Source organism: Tessaracoccus lapidicaptus (genome assembly GCF_001693815.1).
Classification (GTDB): Bacteria; Actinomycetota; Actinomycetes; order Propionibacteriales; family Propionibacteriaceae; genus Arachnia; species Arachnia lapidicapta.
On the sequence record NZ_MBQD01000011.1, the window covers coordinates 38,342 to 62,158 of the forward strand.

22 protein-coding genes and 1 tRNA gene are annotated in these 23,817 nt (G+C 71.9%); 12 read left to right on the top strand and 11 right to left on the bottom strand.

The window, feature by feature from the left end; genetic code table 11:
• Nucleotides 1-16 precede the first annotated feature (16 nt).
• A complete protein-coding gene (locus tag BCR15_RS03470; RefSeq protein WP_068750480.1) occupies nt 17-1,090 on the top strand; it encodes an FAD-dependent oxidoreductase in 1,074 nt (357 codons plus the stop codon).
• Nucleotides 1,091-1,096: 6 nt separating this feature from the next.
• Here the strand turns inward: BCR15_RS03470 and BCR15_RS03475 are convergent, their stop codons facing one another.
• Nucleotides 1,097-2,650: a dolichyl-phosphate-mannose--protein mannosyltransferase gene (locus BCR15_RS03475; RefSeq protein ID WP_068751064.1), complete on the bottom strand. Its 1,554-nt coding sequence runs from the start codon at nt 2,648-2,650 to the stop codon at nt 1,097-1,099.
• Between the two features lie 26 nt (nt 2,651-2,676).
• On the opposite strand from BCR15_RS03475, the gene rsmI reads away from it, so the two are divergent.
• From rsmI to BCR15_RS03500, 5 genes are read left to right on the top strand one after another with little or no spacing between them, the layout of a single operon-like run.
• Nucleotides 2,677-3,525 (top strand): 16S rRNA (cytidine(1402)-2'-O)-methyltransferase, encoded by an 849-nt coding sequence (gene rsmI, locus BCR15_RS03480; protein ID WP_068750482.1) that lies wholly within the window; start codon nt 2,677-2,679, stop codon nt 3,523-3,525.
• Nucleotides 3,526-4,386, top strand: coding sequence for a TatD family hydrolase (locus BCR15_RS03485; RefSeq protein WP_228383442.1), 861 nt, complete (start codon nt 3,526-3,528; stop codon nt 4,384-4,386).
• Nucleotides 4,379-5,242: a 16S rRNA (adenine(1518)-N(6)/adenine(1519)-N(6))-dimethyltransferase RsmA gene (gene rsmA, locus BCR15_RS03490; RefSeq protein WP_068750484.1), complete on the top strand. Its 864-nt coding sequence runs from the start codon at nt 4,379-4,381 to the stop codon at nt 5,240-5,242. The genes BCR15_RS03485 and rsmA overlap by 8 nt, the downstream gene beginning before the upstream one ends.
• A 44-nt stretch (nt 5,243-5,286) precedes the next feature.
• Nucleotides 5,287-6,186, top strand: a complete 900-nt coding sequence (locus BCR15_RS03495) for a 4-(cytidine 5'-diphospho)-2-C-methyl-D-erythritol kinase (RefSeq protein ID WP_068750486.1) — start codon at nt 5,287-5,289, stop codon at nt 6,184-6,186.
• Nucleotides 6,183-6,668, top strand: a complete 486-nt coding sequence (locus BCR15_RS03500; protein ID WP_068750489.1) for a MarR family winged helix-turn-helix transcriptional regulator — start codon at nt 6,183-6,185, stop codon at nt 6,666-6,668. Before BCR15_RS03495 ends, BCR15_RS03500 begins: the two co-directional genes overlap by 4 nt.
• Here the strand turns inward: BCR15_RS03500 and BCR15_RS03505 are convergent.
• The 3 genes from BCR15_RS03505 to BCR15_RS03515 form a co-directional block, all read right to left on the bottom strand.
• Nucleotides 6,635-7,366 (bottom strand): TetR/AcrR family transcriptional regulator, encoded by a 732-nt coding sequence (locus tag BCR15_RS03505; RefSeq protein WP_078919737.1) that lies wholly within the window; start codon nt 7,364-7,366, stop codon nt 6,635-6,637. The genes BCR15_RS03500 and BCR15_RS03505 overlap by 34 nt on opposite strands.
• Nucleotides 7,363-7,581 (bottom strand): hypothetical protein, encoded by a 219-nt coding sequence (locus BCR15_RS14880; RefSeq protein WP_068750491.1) that lies wholly within the window; start codon nt 7,579-7,581, stop codon nt 7,363-7,365. The genes BCR15_RS03505 and BCR15_RS14880 overlap by 4 nt, the downstream gene beginning before the upstream one ends.
• Before the next feature lie 267 nt (nt 7,582-7,848).
• Nucleotides 7,849-8,427: a DNA-3-methyladenine glycosylase I gene (locus tag BCR15_RS03515; RefSeq protein WP_068750493.1), complete on the bottom strand. Its 579-nt coding sequence runs from the start codon at nt 8,425-8,427 to the stop codon at nt 7,849-7,851.
• Nucleotides 8,428-8,572: 145 nt separating this feature from the next.
• Here BCR15_RS03515 and BCR15_RS03520 point away from each other — a divergent pair, with 145 nt between their 5' ends.
• Nucleotides 8,573-9,952, top strand: coding sequence for a 13E12 repeat family protein (locus tag BCR15_RS03520; RefSeq protein WP_068750495.1), 1,380 nt, complete (start codon nt 8,573-8,575; stop codon nt 9,950-9,952).
• Nucleotides 9,953-10,067: 115 nt separating this feature from the next.
• Nucleotides 10,068-10,146, top strand: a tRNA-Gln gene (locus tag BCR15_RS14885).
• Nucleotides 10,147-10,152: 6 nt separating this feature from the next.
• On the opposite strand, the gene BCR15_RS14890 is transcribed toward BCR15_RS14885, so the two are convergent.
• Entirely contained in the window at nt 10,153-10,329 is a 177-nt protein-coding gene (locus tag BCR15_RS14890; RefSeq protein WP_176715181.1) for a hypothetical protein, read from the bottom strand.
• A gap of 86 nt (nt 10,330-10,415) precedes the next feature.
• On the opposite strand from BCR15_RS14890, the gene BCR15_RS03525 reads away from it, so the two are divergent.
• Genes BCR15_RS03525 through BCR15_RS03540 form a run of 4 tightly spaced genes read left to right on the top strand, consistent with a single transcriptional unit; the run spans nt 10,416 to nt 12,808 of the window.
• Nucleotides 10,416-10,673, top strand: a complete 258-nt coding sequence (locus tag BCR15_RS03525; RefSeq protein WP_068750497.1) for a hypothetical protein — start codon at nt 10,416-10,418, stop codon at nt 10,671-10,673.
• A gap of 9 nt (nt 10,674-10,682) precedes the next feature.
• Nucleotides 10,683-11,036 (top strand): cupin domain-containing protein, encoded by a 354-nt coding sequence (locus tag BCR15_RS03530; protein WP_068750499.1) that lies wholly within the window; start codon nt 10,683-10,685, stop codon nt 11,034-11,036.
• 5 nt (nt 11,037-11,041) lie between these two features.
• Nucleotides 11,042-12,262 carry a Gfo/Idh/MocA family protein gene (locus tag BCR15_RS03535; RefSeq protein WP_068750501.1) on the top strand — a complete coding sequence of 407 codons (1,221 nt, stop codon included), beginning with the start codon at nt 11,042-11,044 and terminating at the stop codon, nt 12,260-12,262.
• A gap of 45 nt (nt 12,263-12,307) precedes the next feature.
• Nucleotides 12,308-12,808 (top strand): DUF427 domain-containing protein, encoded by a 501-nt coding sequence (locus BCR15_RS03540; RefSeq protein WP_068750503.1) that lies wholly within the window; start codon nt 12,308-12,310, stop codon nt 12,806-12,808.
• Nucleotides 12,809-12,883: 75 nt separating this feature from the next.
• Here the strand turns inward: BCR15_RS03540 and BCR15_RS03545 are convergent, their stop codons facing one another.
• From BCR15_RS03545 to BCR15_RS03570, 6 genes are all read right to left on the bottom strand, one after another.
• The gene (locus tag BCR15_RS03545) at nt 12,884-16,261 is read right to left on the bottom strand and encodes a choice-of-anchor Q domain-containing protein (protein ID WP_068750505.1); all 3,378 of its coding nucleotides are present in this window, start codon (nt 16,259-16,261) and stop codon (nt 12,884-12,886) included.
• A 105-nt stretch (nt 16,262-16,366) separates the two neighbouring features.
• Nucleotides 16,367-17,416 (bottom strand): LacI family DNA-binding transcriptional regulator, encoded by a 1,050-nt coding sequence (locus BCR15_RS03550; RefSeq protein ID WP_068750507.1) that lies wholly within the window; start codon nt 17,414-17,416, stop codon nt 16,367-16,369.
• 68 nt (nt 17,417-17,484) lie between these two features.
• Entirely contained in the window at nt 17,485-18,216 is a 732-nt protein-coding gene (locus tag BCR15_RS03555; protein ID WP_068750509.1) for a phosphatase PAP2 family protein, read from the bottom strand.
• The gene (locus BCR15_RS03560; protein ID WP_068750510.1) at nt 18,213-20,672 is read right to left on the bottom strand and encodes a hypothetical protein; all 2,460 of its coding nucleotides are present in this window, start codon (nt 20,670-20,672) and stop codon (nt 18,213-18,215) included. The genes BCR15_RS03555 and BCR15_RS03560 overlap by 4 nt, the downstream gene beginning before the upstream one ends.
• The gene (locus BCR15_RS03565; RefSeq protein ID WP_068750512.1) at nt 20,669-21,688 is read right to left on the bottom strand and encodes a LacI family DNA-binding transcriptional regulator; all 1,020 of its coding nucleotides are present in this window, start codon (nt 21,686-21,688) and stop codon (nt 20,669-20,671) included. The genes BCR15_RS03560 and BCR15_RS03565 overlap by 4 nt, the downstream gene beginning before the upstream one ends.
• Complete coding sequence (locus tag BCR15_RS03570; protein WP_068750514.1) at nt 21,688-23,754, bottom strand: glycoside hydrolase family 36 protein; 2,067 nt, start codon at nt 23,752-23,754, stop codon at nt 21,688-21,690. Before BCR15_RS03570 ends, BCR15_RS03565 begins: the two co-directional genes overlap by 1 nt.
• Nucleotides 23,755-23,817 lie beyond the last annotated feature (63 nt).

A 23,817-nucleotide genomic window follows, 5' to 3' on the forward strand; every position in this document is an offset into this window, starting at 1 on the left:
CGTTAGGGTGGACGCCATGGTGCACGACGTGGTTGTGCTGGGGGCGACCGTGGCAGGGCTGACGGTGGCGCGCCGGCTCGCGGCCGAGGGATACGACGTCCTCGTCCTCGACCCGAACCTGGAGGGGCTCAGCGCGGGCATCGGGCACGGCGTCGCGGCCGTGGGGCACGCCTCGACGGCCGCGGCCATGGCGCACGCCTACGGCCTGGACAACGCGCTGGAGCACACGCGCCGCAACATCGCCGCGATCGGCGAGATCCGCGCGATCCACCCGGACCACACCGTGCTGCCGCTGCGTGACCGCTCGCTGCCGGGCGGCGACGAGCGGGAGACCCGCGAGATCGCCGAGCTGTTCCGCCGGGCGGGCGCAGACGTCGACCTGCTGCTGGCGCCCGACGGTGCGGCGCTGCGGTCGTCCGCGATCGTGGTCGACCCCCTCGAGTACTCGGCATCCCTGCGGGCCGCCGCCGTCGCGGCCGGCGTCGAGGTCCGGCACAGCGTCACGGTGACGCAGCTGGCCCGGCACGAGGGGGCAACCCGGGTTTCCTTCCGCACGAACCTGGCGTGGGAGCGCGAGTCGGGCTCGGTCGGCGGGGTCGCGGTCATCGACACGCTCGGCGTCTCGCCGTGGGGCCGGGCCGCCCGGGTCGCGCCGACGCAGTGGGTGCCGGTGGTCCGGTGCACGCCCAGCCGGCCGCTGACCGAGGTGTCGCTCACCGCCGTCGGACCTGCCTGGTTGCAGCGTCCGGTGGGGCAGCGGGCCCTCGCCCTGGGCCACAAGACGACCGGAGAGCGGATCGGGGACGCGGTGGAGGACCTCGCCCGCTGGGCCGAGTCCGCGCTGGGCGCGACAGAGGTGGAGACCGCCCGGCTCGCGATCGACCCCAGTGACCACGGGCGCCCCGTCGTCGGCGCCTCCGCGATCCCCGGGGGCTTCTACGCCCGGGGCAACGGGCGCGGGGAGCTCATGAACGGGACCGCCAGCGGGTACTACCTGGCGGGGCTGCTCACGGGCGCGGTCGGCTCGGGGAACGCGCTGCCGCCGCTGAGCCGCCTCCGCGCCTACGGCACGCGCCACCGGCGGCGCTGAGCGCGCTCAGATCCAGGCGTTGCCCAGCCACATCCGCATCAGCCAGGCCGGCCGGCTGATGACCTCGCCGGTGAGGATGGGGTAGAAGAACGCGAAGTTCAGGATGATCAGGGCCACCGCGATGCCGACCAGCATGGCCCGCAGCCGGCGGTGCGGGTGCCGAGCGGGGCCCAGGAGTTTCCCCAGCGCCATCGCCAGGAGCGTCGCGCTGAACGGGACGATCATGATCGCGTAGAAGAAGAACAACGGGCGCCCCGCGTAGCGGAACCACGGCAGATACGTCGCGGCGATCGCGAGCAGCGGCACGCCGAAGCGCCAGTCCCGCCCGACCAGCCACCACACCAGGGCGGCGCCGATGGCCAGAGCGGCGCCCCACCACAACAGAGGGGTGCCGATGCCGTTGACGATGCTGACGCACGTGGTGCCGACGGCGTCGCAGCCGTCCGTGCCGGCCTCGATGTCGTTGACGGCGTAGATCGCGATCGGGCGCGCCAGGAACAGCCACCCTGCGGGGTGCGCCTCGTACGAGTGCGTGGCGTCGACCATCATCCCGTCACCGGTGTGGAAGCGGTACATCTCGACGTGGTAGTGCCACAGCGCGCCCAACGCCTCACCGAAGCGCTGGACGACCGGGTCGTCCGGGTTGTCGCGTCCCCAGTCGCGGTAGTACCCGCCGTCGGTGGTGAACCACCGGAACCAGGACGCGAGGTACACCGGGACCGCGAGCACGACCAGGTTGACGAACGCCATGGGGGCGTCGATCAGCAGCGACCACCACCGGGAGCGGCCGGCGCCCGCCAACCGCCGGGCACCGAGGTCCCACGCCACCGCCACGAGACCGAAGACCGCGATGAGGAAGACGGAGTTCCACTTCACCGACACCGACAGCGCCAGCATCAACCCGCCCGCCAGGCGCCAGGGCCGCCACAGCAGCAGCGGACCGAACGCGCCGTCGAGGTCCGGCAGCCCGCGGGCCCGCAGGTGGTCGGCGAGGCGGTGCCGGAACCAGTCCCGGTCGGTGACGAGGGCCGCGACTCCGGCCACGGCGAACGTCGCCTGGAAGATGTCAAGCAGCGCGATGCGGCTCATGATGAAGGCCAGGCCGTCGAACGTGAGCAGGAGCCCGGCGACGGCGCCCACGAGTGTCGAGCGCGACAGCCGGCGGGCCATCCTCGTGGTGAAGAACACCAGCAGCGTGCCGAAGATCAACGCCATGAACCGCCAGCCGAACGGGTTCATGCCGAACATCGCCTCACCGACCGCGATCAGGAGCTTCCCGACCGGCGGGTGCACGATGTACGCGGCCTGCTCCTTCATGCCGCTGAGGTCGCCGTCCAGGATCATGTCGTTCGCGTCGTCGACCCACTGCCGCTCGTAGCCCGACTGCAGGATCCCCCAGGCGTCCTTGGCGTAGTAGGTCTCGTCGAACATGAGCGCGTGCGGCTCGCCGAGGTTGTGGAACCGCAACACGAACGCCAGCGCCGTGATGACGAGGGTCACGACCCAGCCCGCGGTCCGGTCGCGGAGTCGCCCGTCGTCAAGGGCCTGTTGCGTCGTCAGCACACCAGGCATCATAGGCTGAGCGCATGCACCCCCTTCCGAACGGAGCGTTGATCCTGGCCGGCACCCCCATCGGGTCGTCCGAGGACGCCAGCGGCACGCTGCGGGAGGCGCTGCTCACGGCCGACGTCATCGCGGCCGAGGACACGCGCAGGTTCCAGCTGCTGACCAAGCGCCTGGGCATCGAGCCGACGGCCCGGGTGGTCAGTTATTTCGAGGGCAACGAGGCCTCCCGCACACCTGATCTGGTCGACGCCGTCGCCGCGGGGCAGCGGGTGGTCCTGGTCACCGACGCCGGCATGCCGTCGGTGAGCGACCCCGGCTACCGGCTCGTCGTCGCCTGCATCGAGGCCGGCCTCAGGGTGACGGCGGTCCCGGGCCCGTCCGCGGTCCTGACGGCGTTGGCGGTGTCGGGGCTGCCGGTGGACCGGTTTTGCTTCGAGGGCTTCCTGCCCCGGAAGGCCGGCGAGCGAGGCCGGCGCCTGACGGAGCTCGCCGGGGAACAGCGCACCATGGTGTTCTTCGAGGCACCCCACCGGCTGGCCGAGTTCCTGGCTGACGCGGCTCGGGCGCTCGGCGCCGGGCGGCGGGCGGCGGTGTGCCGGGAGCTCACCAAGCCGTTCGAGGAAGTGATCCGCGGCACGCTCGAAGACCTTGCCGCCTGGGCGACAGGCGGGGTGCGCGGTGAGGTGACCGTGGTGATCGCCGGCGCCGACGCCGTGGAGCACACCGCCGCCGACGCGCTGGAGCTGGTTCGGCAGGCACGCGCGGGAGGTGCGAAACTGTCGGCGGCGGTCGCCGACGTGGCCCGCCTCACCGGCACCGACCGCAAGCAGCTGTACGCCGCCGCGTTGGCCGACAAGGAGACCATCTAAGTGATCCTGGACACCCTGGGCCTGCCCCCGCTGCCGGAGACGCTGCCCCGGCCCGTCGTCGACAACCACACCCACCTGTGGTCGACGGAGGAGTACTCGGGGCTGTCGGTCGCGGACTCGCTGCGGTTGGCCGCCGAGGTGGGCGTCACGCGCGTGATCGAGGTGGGCTGCGACGTGCCGTCGTCGCGGTTCGCCGTCGACCTCGCCGGGCGCGAGCCGGCCGTGCGCGCCGCGGTGGCCCTGCACCCCAACGACGCCGCCCGCACCGCGGCCCGGGACGGTGAGGAGGGTCTCGCGGCCGTCCTCGCGGACCTCGAGCCCCTGGTGGCGGAGTCCGGCGTCGTCGCGGTGGGGGAGACCGGGTTGGACTACTACCGGACTCGTGACGCGGCCGGCCAGGCGGCCCAGGAGGTCTCCTTCCGCCGCCACATCGCCTGGGCGAAGCGGCACGACCGGACGCTGATGATCCACGACCGCGACGCGCACGACGACATCCTGCGGGTGCTCGACGACGAGGGACTGCCCGAACGCGTCGTCATGCACTGCTTCTCCGGCGACGCGGAGTTCGCACGCCGGTGCGTCGAGCGCGGCGCGTACCTGTCCTTCCCGGGCGTCGTGACCTTCGGCTCGGCGGGGGACCTGCGGGAGGCGGCGCTCGCGACGCCACCGGACCGGATCCTGGTCGAGACCGACGCGCCCTACCTGACGCCCGCGCCCCGGCGCGGCAAGCCCAACGCGCCGTACCTCCTGCCGCACACGGTCCGGTTCCTCGCGGAGCTGCTCGACGCCGACGTGGCCGAGTTCTGTGACCGCATCGTGGCGAACACGGCGGCCGCCTACGGATGGGGGAGCGATGCCTGAGACCGGACTGCTGGACCCGGCCTCGGTCCGCCGGATCGCGGCCGAGCTCGACCTGCGCCCCACCAAACAGCGGGGACAGAACTTCGTCGTCGATCCCAACACGGTGCGGCGGATCGTCGCCCTGTCGGGCATCGGGGTGGACGACGTCGTCCTGGAGATCGGTCCAGGGCTGGGCTCGTTGACGTTGGGGCTGCTGGAGACGGGGGCACGTGTGGTCGCCGTCGAGATCGAGGACCGGCTGGCGCACCGGCTCGAGCGGACGGTGCGGGAGCGGATGGGCGACGACGCCGCGGGGCGCCTCGCGGTCGTCAACGCCGACGCCCTCGAGGTGTCGCAGCTGCCCGGACCGCCGCCGTCGGCGCTGGTGGCCAATCTGCCCTACAACGTGTCGGTGCCGGTGCTGCTGCGCATGATGGAGCTGTTCCCGGAGTGGCGCACGGGCCTCGTCATGGTGCAACTCGAGGTCGCGGACCGGCTCGTCGCCGCGCCCGGCAGCAAGGTGTACGGGGTGCCGAGCGCCAAGGTGGCCTGGTATGCGGAGGCGACCCGCGTCGGCACCGTGCCCCCGAAGGTGTTCTGGCCCGTCCCGAATGTCGACTCCGGGCTGGTGCGCCTGGTCCGGCGGCCTGCCCCCGACACAACGGCCACCCGTGAGGACACGTTCCGCGTCATCGACGCCGCCTTCGCGCAGCGCCGAAAGATGCTGCGGGCGGCGCTGGGCTCCCTCGCCGGTTCGGCGGCTGAGGCGTCGGCGGCCATCGCGGAAGCGGGCATCGACCCGCAGCTGCGCGGCGAGATGCTCGGCGTGGACTCCTTCGCCGCGATCGCCGAGCGGCTCGGCCCGCGCGTGCCGTGACGGACGCGCTAGGCCGCGGCGTCGGTGTGCGCTAGGTTCGTCGCGTGACGGCGGTGAGGGTTCGCGTCCCCGCGAAAGTGAACCTCGCCCTGCGGGTCGGTGGGACCGACGAGCAGGGCTATCACCGGCTGGGCACCGTGTTCCAGGCGGTCTCCCTCGGCGACGAGGTGGTCGCCGACGATGCGCCGGCGGGCGAGTTCAGGCTCGTCTTCAACGGCGAGGGGGCAGGGTTCCTGCCTGTCGACGACACCAACCTGGCCATCAAGGCGGCCAAGTTGCTGGCCACACGGTTCGGCCGGACCGACGTGGGTGTCAGCCTCCTGATCCGCAAGCGCATCCCGGTGGCCGGAGGGATGGCGGGTGGCTCGGCCGACGCGGCCGCGGTGCTGGTGGCCTGTACGGCGCTCTGGGGCATCGACGCCGACCGTGAGGAGCTGCACCGGCTGGCGGCCGAGCTCGGCGCCGACGTGCCGTTCCTGCTCATGGGCGGCACCGCGATCGGCACCGGGCGCGGCGACGTGCTGACCCCCATCATGTCCAGCGGGACGTTCCACTGGACGCTGGCCCTGTCCCACACCGGCTTGTCGACGCCGGCCGTGTTCCGCGAGTTCGACCGGCTCAGCGAGCCGCAGGACACCGAGATCCCCGTGGCGCTGCTGGAGGCGCTGCGCGCGGGAGATGCGGCGGCCGTCGGCGCCTCCCTCGTCAACGATCTGGAGCGCGCCGCGATCTCGCTGCAGCCCACCCTGGCCCGCACGCTGGAGTTGGGCCTCGCGGCGGGGGCGCTCGGCGCGATCGTGAGCGGCTCGGGCCCCACCTGCGCCTTCCTGGCCGGGTCCGACGCCCACAGCCACGAGTTGGCCGAGGCCTTGGCCGTGTTCAGCGGGGTGCGTGCGGTCCGCCGCGCGTTCGGGCCGGTCCCGGGAGCGCAGGTGCTGTCGTGACCGACGAAGTCGACGACGTGGTGTCCGCCTGGGCCCGGGAACGTGGCGACCTGGCGTTGGGTCCCATGCACATCTGGTCGCGCATTGACCGGCTCTCGGGCATCCTCGCCGGCCACCGCAAGCGTGCGTTCACCGACCACGCGATCGAGGGCTGGGAGTTCGACGTCCTGGCGGCGCTGCGCCGCGCCGGCCGCCCCTACCGGCTCTCGCCGGGCCAACTCCTCCGCGAGACGCACGTCACGTCCGGGACCATGACCAACCGGGTCGACCGGCTCGCGGCACGAGGGCTGGTCCGGCGCGACCCCGATCCCGACGACGGCCGCGGCGCACTCGTCACGCTGACCCCGGCCGGGTTGGCTCTCGTCGATGCAGCGCTCGGCACGCTGTTGGCGGTGGAGGAGTCGCTGCTGGGGGACTGGCCGGCCGACGACCGCGCCCGGCTGGCCGACTACTTGAGGCGGCTGCTGCTCGGCTCCGCCTGAACCTCGTCCGCGGTGGGGGCCTCGGCGGCCGCGTTGCGGTTCATCCGCTCCATGATGAGCCGGGGGTCGCGCTGGAGATGGGCCATGCCGTTCCACGCCAGGTTGATGAGGTGGCGGGCCACGACGAGGCGGGACGGCTCACGGTTGTCGAGCCACTGCTGGCCCGTCTGGGCGACCAGGCCGACCAGGGCCTGGGCGTACAGCCCGGCGAACTGGGGATCGTGACCGGTGCGCTCGAACTCACCGGCGAGGATGTCCTCCACCTGGACGGCGATGTCGCTGAGGATGGACGCGAACGAGCCGCTCGGCTGACCCGTGGACGAGTCGCGCGAGAGGATCCGGAACCCGTCGGGGCAGCTGTCGATGTAGTCGAGCAGGGCCATGGCGCCGCGTTCCAGCAGTTCGCGGGCGCCGGCGCCGGGTGTCGTGAGGGCGGTGCGGATGGCGGTGTGGAGGACCTGGGTCTCGCGGTCCACCACGACGGCGTAGGCCCCCTCCTTCCCGCCGAAGTGCTCGTAGACCACGGGCTTCGACACGCCGGCGCGCGCGGCGATCTCCTCGACGGACGTACCCTCGAAGCCGCGCTCCGCGAACAGCTCCCGGGCGATTTCCAGCAACTGCTCGCGGCGCTGCGCCGCGGTCATCCGGGTGCGGGAGCGGCGGGCGCGGGCTGGCTGGCGGGTCGACACGACGCTCATTCTCGCACGCCGGGCGCACTCGCCTTCTTGAACCTCTGCTGGGCACCCTGCTTCGTGAGGCCGTAGAGCTCGCCGATCCGCGACCACGACGCACCCGCCCGCCGCGCTTCCGCCACAGCGTCGAGTTCCCGTTCCTCGGCCGCCTCGCGCGTGCGCCGCGCCGCATCCAGCGCGGCGAGGGATGCGGCGCGGGGATCCGGACTCTTGTCGGCCATGGTGGCATCGTAGCCCCGCGCCGCCGTCAATGAGTGCTTGACACTAGCGTCAATGCCTGGTTGACTTGCGTGTCAACGAGCCATTGACGTAGTGGAGGTGATCTCATGGCGAAGAAGAAGGACAAGAAGAAGGACAAGGTGGTCAAGGCCGCGAAGGCTGCGAAGGCTGACAAGAAGTCGGCCAAGGCCAAGAAGGCCAAGAAGTCGAAGAAGTGACCGCGCACTGATGCGTGAAGGCCGGCCCTCGGCACAGGGGCCGGCCTTCCTTCATGTCCGGGGGGTTGTCCCGGCGAGCCAGCACCCTTGAATGTGGTCGTCGACCATGCCCACCGCCTCCATGAGGGCGTAGATGATGGTGGGTCCGACGAACCGGAAGCCGTGCTGCTTGAGGGCGGCGCTGGCCGCCATGGAGCCGTCGGTCTTGGCCGGCAGGTCCGCGAAGCTCAGCGGTGGCCGCGGCCGGGGCGCGGGGGCGTGCCCCTGGATGAGGTCGGTCAGTCTGAACCCCTCGTCGTGCATGGCCAGCAGCGCGCGGGCGTTACCGATGGCCGCGGTGATCTTGGCGCGGTTCCTGACGATGCCCGTATTCGACATGAGCCGCTCGACGTCCTCGTCGTCGAACTCCGCCACGGCGGCGGGGTTGAATCCGTGGAAGGCCTCCCGGAAGGCGTCGCGCTTCCGCAGAATCGTCAGCCACGAGAGGCCCGCCTGGAAGCCCTCCAGAACCAGGCGCTCGTACATGGCGCGCTCGTCCGGCGTGTCGGGGACGGGCCTGCCCCACTCCTCGTCGTGGTAGGCGGCGTAGAGCGGGTCCCCCGACCCGAAACAGCGAATCTTGTCATCCATGGCAACCCCTTCGTCATCCGTAGTGTGCCTCGTCACACTGGGCGGTGAGGTCGGTGCCGTTCCGCGGTCGGCATGGATTGTGGACAACTGATCGGCGTTGTCCCCAGCGTCGAAAGATGTCGGTCATGCGTTCTATTATGGGGTCATGGATGTGGAACGGGCTCGGCACCTCGCCGATGGTCTGCGGGCGGCGCGGCTCGCCCGGCGTCGTGCGGAGGCGGAGGAGTTGCGGCTGATCACGCAGTTGGCGTGCGGCTATCACCTCGAGACGGAGTCGGACGCCCACGACGCGCTCTATGAGCAGGACGAGCCGGTCGGCGGAGACGGCTGCCCGCTGGTGTCGGAGTGGTTGTCCCTCGAACTGGCCGCACTCCTCGGCTGCACGTCCCGGCAGGCGACGTCCCTGATCGGTCGCGCCCTGAATCTCAGGTATCGGCATCCCCGGTTATGGACGGCGGTCCAGCAGGTGGAACTGGATCCGCATCGGGCGGCCGCGGCCGCGGCACGCTGCGAGAGCCTGCCGCCGGACGTGGCCGACGAGGTCGGCGTCCGGTGGGCCGCCGCCCAACACCGGCTGAGCTGGGGCGCGGCCATGAATCTGATGGACCGGCTCATCATCGAGGCCGCTCCCGAGATCGCTGCGGAGCGCGAGCGGCGGACCCTCAACGGCAGGTACGTGTCGATCTCGCGGTACCGCGAGGGATCGATGCAGGTCTCGGCGCAACTAGACGTCCTGGATGCGAAGTACCTCGAGGCGGCCGTGTCCCAGATCAGTGGGCTGCTCGTCGACGACGGTGCGGCCGCCGGCTGCGATGCGGACCAGGTCCGCGCCAAGGCGCTCGGCGTGCTCGCCAACCCGGCCTACGCCTTGGCCCTGCAGCAGCGGGCGGCCATGCAACCCCGCCTCATCGAGGAGCGGGCCCCAGGGCGGTCGCCCATCCATGGGGATGAGCCGGAACCTGATCCCATGGACGGCGAGCGACGGCCGCATCCGGCCGACTGCGCGGGCCACGTGTGCGGCACGATCACCGTGCCGCTGACCCAGCTGAGGCCCGCCACGGACGTCGTCGTTCACATCCCGGCCACCGCCGTCGAGGGCCTCGCCGGCGGCGCGCGCGTGGAGCGGGCCGGGTGGCTCACGATGGAGACCCTCAAGGACCTGCTCGGGGACAGGAAAGTGGCGGTGCGGCCGGTGATCGACCTGCCCGAGATCCCGGCCGAGGACCCGTACCGGCCGTCGGCGAGGCTACGGGAGGCCGTGATTCAGCTGTTCCCGACGGAGGCGTTCCCCTATTCCGAGACGGCGTCGAGGGCTCTGGAGCAGGACCACACGCGCGCGTTCCGGACGGGGCCGCCACGGCAGAGCCGCATCGGAAACCTGGCGCCGCTGCGCACCCGGACCCACCGCGCGAAGACTGCTGGGCACTGGTGGTATGACCAGCCCGCTCCGGGGTGCCTGATCTGGCGAAGTCCGTTGGGTTATCGCTACCGCGTCACCCCCCACGGGACCTATCCCCTCAACTGATTCCCGCCCATGGCCGAGCCCGCCACCGAAGACCGGTGAGCGGGCCGTCGGTGCGTGCCCGCGGGTGGCTGGGCGCGGGTGGGCTGTATAGACTCGGGCGAGGCCCTCGGGCCGTTCCCCGGTTGGTCTTTCGGTAGGGCCCGCCTGACTTTGAATCAGGATTAGCGCAGCAGGTTCGACTCCTGCCCGGGGAGCCGAAGTCAGTCCGGCGTCTGCGTGGACTCGCGACGGGTCTCCTCGGGGTGGAGGGTGCGATCCTCGGACTCCTCCAGAATGGCGCGCGCCTGAGCCTCGGGGTCGTCGCTGCCCGCAGCCAACTCCTCGGGGAGGAGCGCTTCGCGGCCCTCGGTCTGGTGGTCGTCGTGTGATTCGGTCATGACCCGACCCTAACTCTCGGTACGCCCGGCCCCAGCAGTCTTTGTGATGAGCGTGACGGTCGCCGCTGGGAGCCTACGATGCGGAGATGAGCGCCATTGCGACTTCCTTCAACCGCTCGTCGTTCGGCCGGTGGATCAACAGTCCGGCGGGGCGCGTCTTCCGCACGGTGGCCGGGGTGGCCTTCATCGCCGCGGGGCTGGTCCGGAGAGGAAAACCGGGCAGCCTCGCGCTACTGGCCTGGGGGATCCTGCCGCTCAGCGCCGGCACGCTCGATGTCTGTTACGTGAGCGCTTCTTTGGCCGGACCTCTGCGTGGGCAGAAATGCCGGGACGAGGCCCTCTAGGCTCGGTGCATGGCGACACTTACTCCCATCACTGAATCCACCGCCCACCTGGACCTGGCCACCGCGCTGCCTGTGGTTCGCGAGTCGACGACCTCGCGCGTGCTGGTCAACAACGACCTCATGCGCGTGGTCCAGTTCACCTTCGATGCGGGCGAGATGCTGACCGAGCACACCTCGCCGCGGGCGGTGGTCGTTCAACTCGTCAGCGGCCGGATGCGGTTCACCGTCGACGGAGACGAGCACCTGATGGGGGACGGCGACATCATCTACCTCGCGCCAGGCGCGGCCCACGCCCTGGTCGCCGACACCGCGTGCCGGATGACCCTGGTGATGGTCGATGTGGCCGTCGCGACGGGGGTGTGAGAGACGTGAAGATCGGGGTCATCGGAACCGGCCAGTTCGCGCGCAGCTTCATCGCCCTGTGGCAGCTCCATCCTGCGGTCGAGGCCGTGTATGTGACCGACCTCGTCGCGGAGCGGGCCGCGCAGCACGTCGAGCAGTACGACCTGGCGGGCAGCTTCCCCGACGTTGACGCACTGCTGGCCTCGGACGTCGACTCGGTCGCCATCATGACCCAGCGCTGGACCCACGGCGAGCTGGCCCTCAGGGCACTTGAGGCCGGCAAACACGTGTACTCCGCTGTCCCCATGGCGATCACCGCGGAGGAGATCGCGGCCATCGTGGCCAAGGTCGAAGAGACGGGCCTCATCTACATGATGGGGGAGACCAGCTACTACAACCCTGCGGTGATCTACGCCCGCACGAGGATCGCCGAGGGCCGCTTCGGCCGCGTCTTCTACTCCGAGGGCGACTACGTCCACGACATGGACAACGGCTTCTCCGCCGCCTACCGGTTCAGCGGCGGGGAGGACTGGAAGTCGACCGCCAGCTACCCGCCCATGCTCTACCCCACCCACGCCATCGGCGGGGTACTCGGGGCGCTGCCGACTTACGCGACGTCCGTGTCGTGCCTGGGCATCGTCGACACCGGGACCGACGGCATCTTCGACGCGACGCTGTCGCGGTGGGGCAACGACTTCTCGAACATGACCGCACTGTTCGAGCTCGCCGACGGCGGCGCGATGCGCACCAACGAGTTCCGCCGCGTGGGCTACTGGAAGGGACACGAGTCGCGGTTCCGCTTCTACGGCACCGAGGAGGTCTTCGAGCAGTCCGGAAACGGTGCGACGCTGAGCGTCAAGACTGAGGGGGAGGACTACGCCAAGGGCGACACCCTCGACGTGAGCGACCTCCTCGCCACCGGGCCCGGCGAGCTGCCGGAGGGCTTCGGCGACGTCGACCCCGCCCTGATGCAGAGCTTCGCTTCCGGCAGCGCCAAGGTCCAGGACCGCTCCCGCCTCCCGCGTGAGTTCGACGGCGCCCACAACGGCCACGAGGGCAGCCACCACTACCTGGCCGACGACTTCGTGCGCGCCGTCACGACCCGCACCCAGCCGCCGGTCAACGCGTGGCGGGCGGCCCGATTTACGCTGCCCGGCGTGATCGCCTTCGAGTCCGCACGGCAGGGCGGTGCACGGCTTCCCATCCCGGACCACGGCGACGGCCCGGCCGATCCCGGCTGGGACTGACCCAACCCCCGGGGGTGGTCTGAGCGCCCGAGCTATCGTCGAGGCATGGCGCTCAGACCACGGCCCGACCCGACCGGCCCCGGGCAGGAGTCGGTGTGGGATTACCCGCGCCCGCCCGCGCTCCGCACATGCAGCCTGCCGATCGAGGTGATCCTCGGCGGCGAGGTCATCTGCCGCACGTCCCACTCCTGGCAGGTCCTGGAGACGAGCCATCCACCGACGTACTACCTGCCCCGCTCTGCTTTCGTCCCTGGAGCCCTGCGGCCGGCGGAGGGTCGCTCGTTCTGCGAGTGGAAGGGCGCGGCGCGGTATCTCGACGTGCACGGCGGCGGACGCACGGTGCCCTCGGCCGCCTGGTACTACCCGGCGCCGACGGACCCTTTCGCGGCGCTGCTCGACCATGTGGCCCTGTACGCCGGGCCGATGGACGCATGCCTCGTCGGCGGAGAGAGGGTGACCCCCCAGCCCGGAGGGTTCTACGGCGGGTGGATCACCTCCGCGGTCGCCGGCCCCTTCAAGGGCGTGCCTGGCTCCATGGGCTGGTGACGGCCAATCTGACCGGCCCGCGGGGAGACAGAACTCCACGCGGGCCGGCCAGGCTCATCTCACCCGAGGATCAGCTCACGCCACCTCCAGCTCGAACGACCCGGCGTCGGGGCCCGCACCCTGCGGACGGGCGACGCCGCGCTGGTCCGTGTCAGGGCCGGACGCATCGCCCGCGTCGAGGGCGGGGCTGCCGGGCAACAGGGCGTGGGTCAGCGTCGGCCCTCCGTTGTCGGCCAGCGGGCCGAGCAGGGCGTCGTCGACGACCACATCCGTGGATGCCGCCGCGCCACAGGTGGCGTCGCCCAGAACGTTGGCGCCGAGCGACTCCATCGCGAACGCGCCCCCGTAGAAGACGATGCACTCGTCGCCGGAGTTCCCTGAGACGATCGATCCCTGCAGCGAGGCGCTTCCGTTCGGCGCACCGAACGAGCCGAGGAACAGCCCGCCCGCGGTGCCGCCGGGTGCAGTGTTGCCGGTGACGGTCGACGCCGAGATGGTCATCTCGCCGTCGGTGTGGAACACGCCGCCACCGTGCCAGCCCGTGGAGGTGTTGCCGCTGATCGTGCTGTTGACGATCGTGGTGTTCCCGAGCGACCGGATGCCCCCGCCGACGTCGTTGGCGGAGTTGCCGCTGATGGTCGAGCGCTCGATGGTGACGGTCGAGTTGAAGAACCCGTACACCCCGCCGCCGGCCCCGCCCGTGACAGAGTTGTCGCGGACCGTGCTGTCGCGCAGAACCAGCGTGGCGCCGTCGCCGTTGTAGATCCCGGCGCCGCCCTTCCAGAACTCGACGGCGCCGGTGGTGACCGTGTTGTCGGCGACCACGACGTGGTCCAGCGTCAGGTGCCCGTTGTTGAGCACGCCGCCGGCCAGGTCAAACCCGTAGCCGTCGCGCAGCGTCAGCCCGGTGACGGTGGCGGTCACACCCGTGTTGACGACGAGCGCGCGCCTTGCGTCCTGGCCGCTGACGGCCACGCCGGGCGCCGCCGACGCGTCGATCGTGACGTCCTTGCCCAGCGTGAGCTCGGAGCCGCTCAGGATCGTGGCGCCCGCCAGGTCCTCGGCGAAGGTGACCGTCCCGTCGGCGCACACCGCGCCCAGCGCGGAGCGCAGGGATCCCGGACCGCTGTCCGCGTCGGTGGTGACCTCCATGGTGGAGGAGCAGGCCAGGCGCAGGTCGTCGACGAGGACGGACTCGCCGCGCTTGGTCTGGGCGCTCAGCGAGATGGCCCGGACGTCGGTGAGGTCGAGCGTGGCGCCGTCCTCATTGAGGAAGGAGCTGAACGGAAGGTTCACCGTGCGCCATCCGGCGACGTCGTCGCGGAAGGTGGAGGTGAACGTCACCGGACGGGTCGCCGGCTGGTAGACGCGGACGTAGTCGACCTTCAGCGTCTGCGGGAACGTCGTGTTCTCGCCGACTGTGCCGCCGAAGTTGCCGCCGACCGCGGTGTTCATGATGAGGAAGAACGGGTGCTCGAAGACCCACTGGTTGGGATCCACATCAGCGGGGGCAGCATCGTGGAACTCGATGCCGTCCACCGTCCAGGTGATCTCTCCCGGTGCCCATTCGACGGCGAAGGTGTGGAAGTCGTCGGCGACGGGGACGTCGAAGTCGTACGTGCCGCCGAAGGACTGGCCACCCGAGTAGCCCGGTCCGTGGATGGTGCCGAACACCGTGTTCGGGTTGCGGCCCACGTTCTCCATGATGTCGATCTCACCCGACGCCGGCCAGGGGTTGCGGTTGATGTCGCTGCCGAGCGCCCACACCGCGGGCCACAGGCCCGAACCGGAGGGCACCTGCGCGCGCGACTCGATGCGCCCGTACTGGAACTCGGCCTTGTCCTGGGTCACCAGGCGGGCAGAGGTGTAGAGGCAGGGACCGTAGTAGCACTGCTGCGCCGTCTCGGGGTCGGTCTCGCGGGTCGTGATGACCAGGTTGCCCTCGCCGTCGGTGGCCACGTTGTCCGTGCTGTCGGTGTAGTACTGCAGCTCGTCGTTGCCCCAGCCCGGCTTGCCGATGATCGTGCCGTCGCCGATCTCAGGGGTCCAGATGTCGGGGTTCGGCGCGGTGCCAGCCGGGGTGTCGAACTCGTCGGCCCAGGCGAGCTCCCAGGTCGCGGGATCGGCGTAGCCGACCTGCGCGGCGTCGTTCTCGATGCCGACGCTGACCTTCTTGCCCGTGCCCTGTCCGTAGTAGAGGAACTCGAGCCCGGCCGAGCTGCTCCAGTCCTGGGCCGCGGGGAACTCGCGGCGCACGGCGGTGTTGCCCGAAGTGGGGAGCGAGGCCTCAAGCACGTTCTCGTAGGCGTCCTGGCCGGGGACCTCCAGCGGGTCGCCGGCCGGGATCTCGCGGGTGTCGACGGTGGCGCGCTTGCCGGCGTCCCAGAAGTACGCTCCGGCTTCGAACCCGTCGATGAGGCTCGGATCGTGGCTCTCGTCGTCGAGCACCAGGACGCGCGTCAGCGGGGGCCGTCCCATGTCGGCGCCCACCGGATTGCTCAGCTCGACCACCACGCCGCGCTCGCCCTGGTAGGCGTCGTCATCGATCGTCTCGACGGCGATCGTCGCGCGGGTCTGGTTGGGTGCGAAGGTCACCGTCCCGGAGGCGGGGGTGTAGTCCCGCTCGGGTGTGGCGGTGCCGGTGGTGGTGGCCCAGTCGACGGTGACCGGCTCGGCCGATGGCTTGCTCAGCTTCAGTTCGACCGACGCGGTCTTCCCCTCGACCACCTGGGTGTCCGCGACCGAGAAGCCGACGGTGAGGGGCCGTTCCGGCGCGACGCCGTAGAGGGTGAAGTCGTCGAGGTAGTAGGACTGGGTGCCGCTCGTCGCGAGCGTCCCGAACGCCCAGCCGTGGACCTCGGTGAGGCCGAAGCCGTCGTTGGGGGCGCCGTTGCCGATCTCCTTGCGCGCCATGTCGGTGAACGGCAGCTGGATCGTCTTCCAGCCCGTGAAGTTGTCGACGAAGGCCGCGCTGAAGCGCTCGGCGGTGTCGGTCGTGGTCCCGGGGGCGGTGTTGTCGATGACGTCGATGAAGAGGTTCGTGCCGGTGTTCTGGCCGTAGAGCTGGAACTGCAGGCCCTCGTAGGCGCTCCAGTCCTGGGAGACCCACTGCTTCGCGTCGGCGTCCTCGAACCCGTGGATGATCACGCCGAAGGAGTCGACGGTGAAGTCGCCCTTGAGCACGTGGTTACCGTCGGCCGACCCCGGAACGGGCTCCGGCGCGGTCGTCGTGCGTTCGAAGGTGGTGGTGCTCTTGGGGTCAGTGGCGACGAAGAACCCCAGGGGCACGCCGGCCTCGGTGGAGGCGCCGGTGACGAGCGGGGCCTCGAAGTCGTCGACGACGGGCAGCTCCTCCGCCATGGCGGCGGGAGCGGTGAAGAGGGAGAGCAGCAGTGTGGACGCCAGCGCGGCGCCCCCGGCTCTCGGGAGGGATCGGAACCCCGGTCCGGACATGCGGTGGCCTTTCGTGAGGGTCTCGCCGGGCGCCCTCGCCCGGGAGAGCGCTCCCAGAGAGCGCTCTCTGAAGAAAACCACACAAGTGTCGCTGAGGCAAGAGGGTCAGGCGGATTCGCGCTCGACGAGAGCGACGGGCAGGACCAGGCGATCCAAGCCGCGGAGGTCGGGGAGGCCGCCGTCGGACGGCGCCGGCCGGTCGGGGCGAATGGCGCTGAGCAGCATGCGGGCCATCGCGCGGCCCTGCAGCACGGTGTCCTGACGCACCGTGGTGAGGGGCGGCTCGGCAGCAGCGGCCAGCGGGATGTCGTCGAAGCCGACCACCGCCACGTCGTCGCGGACCCGGCGGCCGGCGCGTCGGAGCGCCCGGAGGACGCCCAGCGCCATGAGGTCGGACGCGGCGAAGATCCCGTCGATGTCGGGGGCGCGGCTCAGCAGGCGTTCGGCCGCGATCTCTCCGCCCGGCTGGGTGAAGTCGCCGTGCTCCACGAGCCGCGCGTCGAAGCTCGCGCCCAGCGCGTCGGAGAATCCGCGGAGGCGGTCCGTGCCCGCGGTCATGTCGCCGGGGCCCGCGACCGTGGCGATCATTCGGCATCCCCTCGACAGGAGATGCTCGGCGGCGATCCGCCCACCGCCGACGTTGTCGTTGTCGACGTAGGGCACGCCCAGGCCGTCGTCGATCGGGCGCCCGCCGATCACGAGGGGGAGCCCGGCGTCGTGCATCGCGAGGGGGATGGGGTCGTAGGCGGCGTGCTCGGAGATGAGGAGCACACCGTCGAGCGGCGCGCTGCGCAGGTATCGCTCGATGCGGTCGAGGTCCGGATAGGACTGCGCCATGAGCAGGGTCAGCTGGACGCCGGCGTCAAGCAGCTCCTGGCTCACGCCGCGCACGATGGCGGAGAAGAACGGGTCGCCGAAGACCCGGGGATCGGGCTCGGCGGCCACGAGCGCCACGGCGTCCGTGCGTCGGGTCACCAGGGTGCGGGCCGCCTGGTTGGGAACGTAGCGCAGGTCCGCGATCGCCTTCTCCACGCGCGTGCGCAGGTCGGCGTCGACCGTGGCGACCCCGTTGACGACGCGCGAGACGGTCGCCCTGGAGACGCCGGCGGCTGCAGCGACCTGCTCGAGGTTGGGACGGCGTGTCGACGGTGTCACGTCGCCTCCTCCCGGCCATGGTGCGGGCCGCGCGCGCGGCCAGGGGTGATGCTACTGGACCGGGTCCGCTACTCGACCGGGCCCCTGTCCGGTTGCGGCCGCATGGCGTGCCAGAGGCGATGCACGCCGATGACCATCGCGAGCCAGGCCAGGCCGAGGACCCAGGCCGCGAGGACGTCGGTGAGCCAGTGATGCCCCAGATAGACCCTGCTGAGCCCCATGGTGAGGGCGTACACGGTGAAGAAGGCCACCCACGCGACCCGCGCGAGCGGGCGCCGCCCGTCCAGGTGGATCAGCACCAGGTAGCACAGGATCCCGGCGATGACGAGGGCGTTGAGACTGTGCCCGCTCGGGAAGCTCGCGGACACCTCGTGCGGCGGGATGGCCTGCTCGAACGGTGGCCGGATGCGTCCCACGGCCCGCTTGCCCAGCACCGTCATGGCCAGGGCGCCGCCCGCCGCGATGAGCGTCAGCACGAACGGGCGCACCGAGCGGTAGCGCCAGCAGAGGAACGCGACGACGGCTGCGGTGACGATGGGCTGCCACAGCGGGCCGCCCGCGTTCGAGTACCACGCGATCGCCGCGTCAGCGGCCGGCGTCCGCGCGGCGATCATCCAGTCGAGGAGGGGGCGGTCCCACATCGCGATGCCGTCGCGATCCGTCACCGACTCGAGGACCTCCCCGGCGGCCCAGAAACCCGCGACCGCGACGATGAAGGCGACGCCGACGGCGCCCCAGAGCAGTGAATACCAGGCCGGCGTCGGCGCGGGAGCGGGGACGGCATCGCTACGTGAACTCATCCGCACAGTGTCGCGGACGGGGGATCGACCGACAAGCGCAGCGGGGCCACGACGATCCGACTCACCACAGGCGATGGGCCGCCCACCGGGACGAGCCGCAGCGGATCGTCCGCCGTCTCGAGGACGACGGGCAGCGCCCGATCCCACTCGTTGGCCCAGGAGTAGGTGTACCGACACCCCGCCCGGCCCACCGGCCGCTCGCCCTCACTGAGCTCCAGGTGCCGATCGACGACCTGCGGGTTGTAGTCGTGCTCGCCGTCGAGGTCGGCGTTGGCGTACGTGATGACCACGTGGTGGGGGCCGGGGGAGGCGATGGTCCCCGTCCGCGGCACCTCCAGCGCGTCCCCGTCGGCCGCGACGACCACGCGGTCAGCGTCGTACGACGCGGCCCGGCGCAGCTCGAGCGAGATCACCTCGGCGACGCCGGCGGCCGCGGACAGCTCCACCTCCGTCACGCCCTCCACCAGGTGCACGACCGCACGACCGGGCGCATCGCCGTCGCAGTCGACGATGCCGACGGGGCAGCCGTCCAGCGCCACCACGACCCCGCCGGGGCGGGTCGTGCGGAGGATCAGTTCGTGATAGCCGGTCTCCCAGGCGGTGACGTACGCGTCGGCCCGGGCCCGGTCGGCCAGGACCGCGGCCCCGCGGGACGGCGCCCACTCGAGACGCGCGCCGTCCGCGAGCCGGAACGTCGCGGCGGGGTGCACCTCGAGGTCTCCGTCGGAGGCGTCCATGAGCGTGAACCGGTCCAGCGTGATCTCCGCGCCGGGCAGGAGCGTCACGCCGTCGAGGCTCGGGCGCACCGAGAACTCGTGCTCGCCCCGGGTGAGCGTGAGCACCACCTCGGCGCTACCCCGGTAGTGGCCCCGTGAGGTCTCGTTCAGCGCGAGACCCGCGGGATGACGCAGGAGGCCGGCAGACGCACCGTCGACGAACACCGCCAGCTGCCCCGGTTCGCCGGCCGCGGTGCCGATGGACTGGAGCCGGTACCGGCCGTCGTGGGGCAGGGCCGTCTGCCAGGTCGCGGCCGACGAGGGAGCGCTGAAGTCGACGACGTGGGCGGACCCGGAGGCCAGGAACTGCCATCCCTCCCGCGCCCGCGGATCCTGGACGGCCACGGTGGCGTCGTCGAGCCGAGTCGTCTCCGCCTCGACGTCGGCGCGCCAGCGGGCCGGCGGCAGCGCCTGACCGACGGCGGGGGTGATGAGGACCTGACAGGCGCTGGTGGGGTCCGGCAACGCGAGCCGCAGCTCGAGGGGCACGCCGTCATGGACCGCGAGCCCACGCCACGCCCTGACCACTGGCGGCGCGGGATGCAGCCCGTCGACGCCCGTGAGGCGCGCCTCGCGCACCGCGACATCGACCCTTCCGGCCAGCCCCGCCTCGGCCAGGCCCCGCAGCTCGAGGACGACCTCGCCGGAGCCACCGCCGAGCAGGACCGTCGCACGGCGGTTGGTGGCGTCGCCGGCGCCGATGGCCTGGAGCGTGTCCGGGACGTCAGCGAGCGGTGGCGCGACGCGGACCGTGGTGGCACCGTCGAGGTCGCCGTACCACTTCCACAGCCACCACCCGCCGTTGGCGCCATGGGCGCGGGCGGAGTTGTCCGAGAGGTTGCCGGCGTAGTTCCAGTACGCCACCTGCGCGTCGACCTTGGTGTCCTCGAACAGGGCGAACCATTGGATGAGCTGGCCGGGGACGGCCATGTCGCGCAGCATGCCGTACTCGGTGATGTTCACCTCTAGGGGCCCGAGTCCGAGGCGGGCCTCCAGCGCGCGGTACTCGGCCAGGTGGCCGCGGAAGGTGCCCAGATTCTCGATCCCCAGCTCGTGCCAGATGACGACGTCGGGGAGGCAGTCGTGGGCCACCGCGAACTCGAGGAAATCGGCCGTGCGCCGGGGCTGCCACTTCATGTCGCCGGGGCCGCCGATCCGGGGGCGGCCGAGCCCGTGGCGCTCCCAGACGTCACGCAGCACCTGGACGGTGGCGCGCCAGTCGGCGAGGAACTGCTCGCACTGCGCGGGCCAGTCCGGGTACCAGTTGCCCCCGTCCGGCTCGTTGAAGGGGATGAGCACGTAGTCGCCCGGCCGGGCGGAGCCGGCCGCCACCGACTCCGCGACCCGCTCGGCGACCGCGAGGAAGGACCACCTGCCGTCGGCATCGTCGCCGGGCCGCCGGCCCCCGTGATAGGGCCAGTCGGGGTAGTGGTCCTGCAGGTAGACGTACATGTCGCGGCCGTGCTTGGCGAAGAAGCCGCCCTCGACGGCAAGCGCGTCCCCGCTCGGGTGTTGCGCGCCCCCGGGCGCCTTCTGCGATGACGTCGTCACGTGGGCGCCGTTGAGGACGGCTCGGGTTGGCACGCCGTTGTCGCCCAGCCCGTACAGCGTCCCGGCGGCCCCGCCGCGGAAGGGGCCGACGGGGGCGGTGAAGTCGACGACGAGGCGCTGCTCGGTCATGGGGCGGTCCTTCCGGCAGACGGTGGCGCCGTGCTGGCGCGCAGGATGACGTCGGGGGTGAGGCTGACGAGGCGGGTGCTGGTGGATCCCTGGATGCGGCCGGCCAGCATGCGCCAGCCGCGACGCCCCAGCTCGGCGAAGTCCTGGCGCACGGTGGTGAGGGCCGGATCCCACAGCTCGGCGATCGGATGGTCGTCGAAGCCCACCAGGCTGATGTCGCGGGGGACGGCGACGCCCCGGTCGCGGAGCCCGGCCGCCACGCCCATCGCCACCTCGTCATTGCCGCAGAACAGCGCGGTCACGTCGTGGCGCTCTGCGAGCAGGTGACCGATCCGCCGTGCCGCGGCAGGTTCCCACGTCGTCTCCAGGACCTCCGGCTCCGGGCGGCCCGCGGCGCGGAGGGCGGCCCGCCAGCCGGCCGTGCGGCCGAGCTCGCCGCCCTGGGCGGGGACGCGCAGGTGGTGCACCGTGGGATGCCCCAGGCCGAGGAGATGCTCGACGACGAGACGAGCGCCGTCCTCCTCGCGGATGACCGCCTGCGCGCGTCCCCGCTCCCGCGCCCCGGCCAGGGCGACCGTCGGCAGCCACGCGGGCAGACGCTCGAGTGCCGCGGCCCCGGCGGCGTCGAACTTCAACACGACGACGCCCGCGATGGGCTGCGACATCGCGAGGGCGACCGCCCCGGCGACGGCCTCGTCGGCCGCGCTGTCCAGCGCGGTGATCGTGACGACGAAGCCGGCCGCGCGCGCCGCCTCCTCCACTCCCCGGATGGTCTCCGCGTAGCCATAGCGCGACGTGTCCCCGGTCAGCACCGACACCACCTGCGGCGGGCGGCCGACGAGCGCCCGGGCCGCGGCATTCGGCGTGAAGCCCAGGTCCGCGACGGCCGCGGCGATCCGCAGCCTCTTGTCCTCGCTCACCCGTGCGGCGCCGCTCAGGAAGCGCGACACGGTGGGGACGGACACTCCAGCCCGCTCGGCGACGTCCTTCATGGTCGCCGGACCCGAGGGGCGCATCAGGCCTCCGGGGTGAGCCGGAAGAGGCGGGCGCTCCTCGGCTCGCCGGCGCCGACCGTCAGGACGCCGGCCTCCCGGTCCCACCGGGTCTGCCAGGCCGCCAGCGTTCCGGGGAAGAGCTGCTCGACCGCGCACCCGCGCCCGCGGAGCCCGGCGAGGGGGAGCGCCGTGTCCCCGGCCCCGTCGCGGCGCCACACGGCCAGGATCGTCTCCCGTTCCGTCGCGAGCGCGACGGCGACCACCCGGTCCGTCCACCCCGGCAGGCCCAGGGGCCACGAGGGGACCGCCTCCGGGAGCACGTCGCGGAGCAGCCGCGCGACCCCCACGGCCTCCCGGACCAGCCCCAGCTCGGCCCGCGTCATGCGGTTGAGGTGACCGGAGAGGTAGAAGCGCCCGACCAGCCCGGTCACGAGGCAGAAGGCGGCCTCCTCCGCGGACATGCCCGGCTGGGGGTAGGCCCAGTTCGCGGCCTGTTCCGGCAGCATCTGCATCGGCGCCGCGGCCGCGATCGGCGGATAGAGCAGGGGCTCCTGCTGGTCCGAGGTGGACTGCAGCTGCAGCCGCGACAGCAGAGCGAAGTCCGCCCGCATCGCGCCCGATCCGCAGTTCTCCAGGATCAGGCCGGGATGCCGGTCGGCGACCCCGTCGAGCCACGCGAGGTGGGCCCGGTTGTGCTCCAGCAGCCCGTGGCCGACGCTGGGCGCGTCGACGTCAGTGCCCGGGCCCGGGTTGATGTTGTAATCGAGCTTGAAGTAGCCGACCCCGAACTCGCTGACGAGCCGGTCGACGACCTCGTCGAGGTGTCCGCGCGCCGCGGGGTGCCTCAGGTCCAGGTGGTAGCGGTCGTGTTCGACGATCCGCTGCCCGCCGCGCTGGAGGAATGCCGAATCCGGGAGCCGGTCCGCGACCGGACTGCGCACCCCGACGACCTCGGGCTCCAGCCAGAGCCCCGGCGTCATGCCGTGCGCGCGGATGCGGTCGAGGACCTCGCCCAGCCCGCCGGGGAAGCGGGTGTGTGACGGCCGCCACTCGCCGACCCCGTCCCACCAGTGACCCGAGTCGTCGTACCAGCCGGCGTCCACGACGAACACCTCGGCGCCGACGCCGGCCGCGGCGTCGATCAACGGCAGCAGCTTCTCGGTGGTCGGGTCGCCGCCCAGCGTGTTCATGTAGTCGTTGAAGCACACGGCGGGCCGGTCGTGGTCGGGGTGTGGCCGGCGCGCGGCGCGTCGGAACCGGGTCATGGCGGCCGCCGCGCCGTCGAGATCGGCCGCCAGCGCCAGCGTCACCGGGACGGTCGTGAACGACTCGCCGACGGCCAGGGGCAGCGTCCACGCGTGGTCGAGGTCGGTGGGGCCGCTCAGGGCCACGGCGAAGTCCCCGGCCAGCTCGCGCACCTCCATCCGCCACGCGCCGTTGTGCTCGACCTGCCACAGCCAGCACGCACCCGGCCCGGCCGCGGCGGCGACGGGGGCGTGGCGCCCGCTGGACCACGTTCCGGTCGACACCAGCGAGACCTCGCCGCGCGGGGTCTGTCCGGTCAACGTCGCGGCGATGTCGGGGAACAGCCCGTCCCGGAATTGCCGCGACCGCCAGCGGGACTCCGCCAGCCAGTCGCTGTCCGCGGTCACCAGCGACCATCCCGCGCCGTCGTCGGTCGCCCCGAGGGGCCCGGACCAGGAGGCCACGGACCGCAGGACCACCGGGCGATCCACGGCCGTCACCGTGAGGTGTGACCGGACCGCGGCCACGCCGTCGGGTGACTCCATCCGTGCGTCGACCCGCAGGCCGTCGGCCTCCATCGTCACGAGGAGCCGGTGCCACCCGGCGTCGCTGGTCGCCTGATGGTCGACGTAGCGCAGCAGCGACCCCAGCCGGGTCAGCCCGAGCCCTGCGCTGGCGGGCGCGTGTCCCGAATCCACCGTGAGCACCTGCGCCAGGCCGACGGGTGCCCCGCCGGCCACGTGCGCGTCGCGGGCGGCGGCCGACAACAGGGAGACCGGCGCGTCGTCGTCGGTCGAGAACGTCAGCTCGAGTGCGTCGTGGCCCCAGGTCAGCGTTCCCACGGATGTCGTCCTTCTCTCGATGCGGCGCCCCAGTCAAGCACAGACGTGATAGCGCTTTCAAGG